This is a genomic window from Desulfovibrio sp. JC022, assembly GCF_010470665.1.
In the GTDB taxonomy this organism is placed as follows: Bacteria; Desulfobacterota; Desulfovibrionia; order Desulfovibrionales; family Desulfovibrionaceae; genus Maridesulfovibrio.
Window position 1 is genome coordinate 1 of sequence record NZ_VOPZ01000023.1, and the last position, 3,221, is coordinate 3,221.

At 43.8% G+C, this 3,221-nt stretch carries 4 protein-coding genes and 2 pseudogenes; all 6 read left to right on the forward strand.

Annotation, left to right across the window (positions count from 1 at the left end):
* Positions 1-712 (forward strand): hypothetical protein (locus tag FMS18_RS20025; protein ID WP_163296424.1); only part of this gene is annotated, 712 nt, incomplete at its 5' end.
* Positions 713-715: 3 nt separating this feature from the next.
* Positions 716-1,030: a hypothetical protein gene (locus FMS18_RS20030; protein WP_163296425.1), complete on the forward strand. Its 315-nt coding sequence runs from the start codon at positions 716-718 to the stop codon at positions 1,028-1,030.
* Positions 1,031-1,142: 112 nt separating this feature from the next.
* Positions 1,143-1,586 carry a hypothetical protein gene (locus tag FMS18_RS20035; protein ID WP_163296426.1) on the forward strand — a complete coding sequence of 148 codons (444 nt, stop codon included), beginning with the start codon at positions 1,143-1,145 and terminating at the stop codon, positions 1,584-1,586.
* A 17-nt stretch (positions 1,587-1,603) separates the two neighbouring features.
* Positions 1,604-1,933: a hypothetical protein gene (locus FMS18_RS20040; protein ID WP_163296427.1), complete on the forward strand. Its 330-nt coding sequence runs from the start codon at positions 1,604-1,606 to the stop codon at positions 1,931-1,933.
* Between the two features lie 102 nt (positions 1,934-2,035).
* Positions 2,036-2,116: pseudogene (locus FMS18_RS21135) on the forward strand (hypothetical protein); the annotation flags it as partial.
* A pseudogene (locus FMS18_RS20045) lies at positions 2,117-3,221 on the forward strand (hypothetical protein); the annotation flags it as partial.

Sequence of the window (3,221 nt, forward strand, 5' to 3'; positions counted from 1 at the left end):
AAACAATGCGAACTATGCTCAAGGGAGCGCGCAGGCTACAACTGACCTAAACCAATCAGGTGCGCGGAAAGGTCAGGCAGTGGCGGACTCTGCTAATGCGTTGGCGGCTAAGCAGGCTCAAGTTACTGCAAAAGAGCAGGAGAAGCAGACTCGTAGGGATAATGCTGCGGCAGACAAGAGGAATGCTCAGCGGCGTGCGGCTATAGAAGCGACCAGTGGTTGGTCCAGTCCTTTGACGGATACTGTTGATCAAAAGCAGCAACCAACATCCAAACCGGGTACGCCTAATGCTACGGCGCAAGATAAAGATGAGGGCGGCTTTTGGGATACTATGGAAGAAATCTACGATGCCGCAGGGAAGGCTGTAGACAGGACTATTGATGTTTTTAAGGGTGATGAAAAGAATTCAATGAAATTTGCTGGGTATGTGAGTGATGATGTAAAAGGGAAATACAATGCAATGATGAAGGGAGGTCGTAAAAGGGGTGTCTCTTTTGCGTTTGATGGTTCTAAGAAGTATGGTCCTGCTGGTCTAGCTTTAGCAATGGTTGGCACACCTATAGGTATGGTGGAAGGCCTGATGGGGGAAGTTATAGATCAAAACAAATCAAAAAATGTTGCAGCAAAAAAAGCTGAAGAGCATTTTCTAGACCAACGTAGCAAAGTTAAAAGTGACTATTTTGATAAGTTTAGGAGTAGATACGGGAAATAAATTATGAGCAGTCTGGATGTAACTGTTATTGTTATAGTTTTGTTGATTCTGTATAGTGTTTTTTTTGTCAAAAAAATTAAATGTCCTGAGTGTAAAAAGGAAATTAAAGCAACGACATATGCACAGTTAGGTGTGTCATGGCTGTGTATAGCAGGGGCAAGCCTAATTTATGATTTCATTGTTGGAAATACAATTCATTATTATTTTGAAATGTTATTCTTCACACCTGCATTCTACTATCTGTCATCAGAGCCAAAAGTGTATTGTCGTCATTGCATGAAAGGCGTTCCATTCGATAAAGAAGATATTCTCAAATAACCCACCAGCCCCCGGACCAATAGTCCGGGGGCTGCTTTTCTCTGCTGCGGCAGACAAGAGGAATGCTCAGCGGCGTGCGGCTATAGAAGCGACCAGTGGCTGGTCCAGTCCTTTGACGGATACTGTTGATCAAAAGCAGCAACCAACATCCAAACCGGGTACGCCTAATGCTACGGCGCAAGATAAAGATGAGGGTGGTTTCTGGGACACTTTTGGAGAAGTCTGGGATGCAGCAGGGAAGGCAGTTAAAAGAGGTCGTAAAGCAGCGGGGAAAGCTGTCAAAGAAACCGCTGATGTTCTTCAAGGTGATGAGAAAAATTCTATTAAATTTGCTGGTTATGTGAGTGATAAGAATAAAGATATATTTAATAATATGGTGAATAAAGGGCATGAGTATGGGAAAAATACTGTCAAGTACGGTGGGAAAGCGTTAAAAACAAACGCAAGTCCTTTATATTCGGTGGGATTTTCTGTTGGGATGGGTACATCATTAATTGGTGACGTTGTGGCTCCTGAAGTTTCAAAGCAACTGTCAAAACGTTTTTCTGCAAAATAATATTTGAAGGTACTGTTATGAGTTCATTTGTTCTTAGCTTTATTGATTTGGCAATTTTTGCATTATATTTCTACTTCTTCGGAGTTAGAGTGCGTTGCCCAATATGTGGTAAAGCACAACGCTCTTTAACATATAAGCAATTTGGCGCAATTCTTCTTGTCCTTAATGTAGGTTCATTGCTTTTAGATATATTTAATCAAGAGATGTTATTTAGCTATGTTGACATTGTATTTTGGGTGCTTCCAATATACTTCCTTTTTCACAAGCCTTCGTTTTTTTGCAGTCGTTGCTTTAAAGAAATTCCTTTAAGGGAAGAAGATATGTTGAAAAAAACCTTTTTTTACTAACAATCAGCTAGCCCCCGGACTTCAGTCCAGGGGCTATTTTATTATAATTGAATATGAAAAGAGGTTAACCCCGGAGGTCTCTATGACTCCGATACCGGGCTGATCCATTTCGGCTACCGCGAGTACGATCCTGTAATCGGCAGATTCATTTCTCCTGACCCGCTCGGTTATGATGGCGGGGATGTGGATGTGTATGGTTATTGTCTGGATGATCCTATTAACTTTGTGGATAGGAATGGGTTGTTTAGCAATGGCCTCTGCGGAGCATTCGGTTCAGGGAAGACCGACACAAGAGCTCAGTCCTCTCTTGGAGCTAACAGGAGCACCTCCAAGGAAACCAACAATAATTCATCAAAAAAAGGTTCAAGCCATTCATACGGACGGAATGGCACCATTGGCGCATTTGGATCAGGAGACAGCAGCATAAGAGCCCATTCAACACTTGGATTTAATGGGAATAGAACCATTGGTAAGAACAATGACCAAAGCAATAATTCTTCAGCCAAATCAAGTGTACAACAAGCTCGAGAAATGGAAAAAAGGGCTGCGGAAATAGCACAAAAGGAGTTTCAAGCTGAACAGGCAAAATTAGCTGAAACAAAGGCGAGAAGGGACCGCACAATTGCTGCTGCCAAAGAACGTGAAGATAAAATGCGGCAAATGGTTAGCATTGGTGCCATCGAATTAAAAAACAATCCTGCCAGTCCCCTGACAGATACTGTTGACCCCAACAAGCAGGCCAAACCAAAGACAGGCATGCCCGGCAAAACACAAGGAGGCGTGGACAGTAAACCATCTCGCTCCGATGCTGCTACATCAGAACTCGGTGGCTACACTGCCTATTCCGGATACGCTGGGCCAAGTTTCGCTGAATATGTAGGAAAGGATTTTGATCTGGGAGGTACGCGCTTCACTGCCAAGAATACTCTGGGAGAAAGTGTCAGCAAAAAGGCTGATAGGGAACGCAAAGCCCGTGAGGCCCAAGAACGCCGGGATAAGAATCAGCTTATTGGTATTGGAAAATTCGCTGTTCGGCGCAGTCTCCTGACGCAGCCTATTGATAAAGCTCAGCAGGACAAAGAAAGCGGTACTTGGAATGGTATGCTAAGGACGGCAAGAGGAATTTATGATGCTGCGACAGGAGGTTACTATGCAACTGGTGAAGCTGTGTCCAAAGCTGGCGAAGCTTTTACTAGTGATCCAAGGATTTATGGAACAACACTGGCAGCGGCAGCATTACCCGGAGTCATTGCAGGTGGTATACTTGCAGGCGGGGAGCTTGCAACCG

Bases quoted from the DNA above. Each gene is read 5' to 3' on its own strand.
- FMS18_RS20030 (WP_163296425.1), top strand. From the start codon at position 716: ATGAGCAGTCTGGATGTAACTGTTATTGTTATAGTTTTGTTGATTCTG.
- FMS18_RS20040 (WP_163296427.1), top strand. From the start codon at position 1,604: ATGAGTTCATTTGTTCTTAGCTTTATTGATTTGGCAATTTTTGCATTA.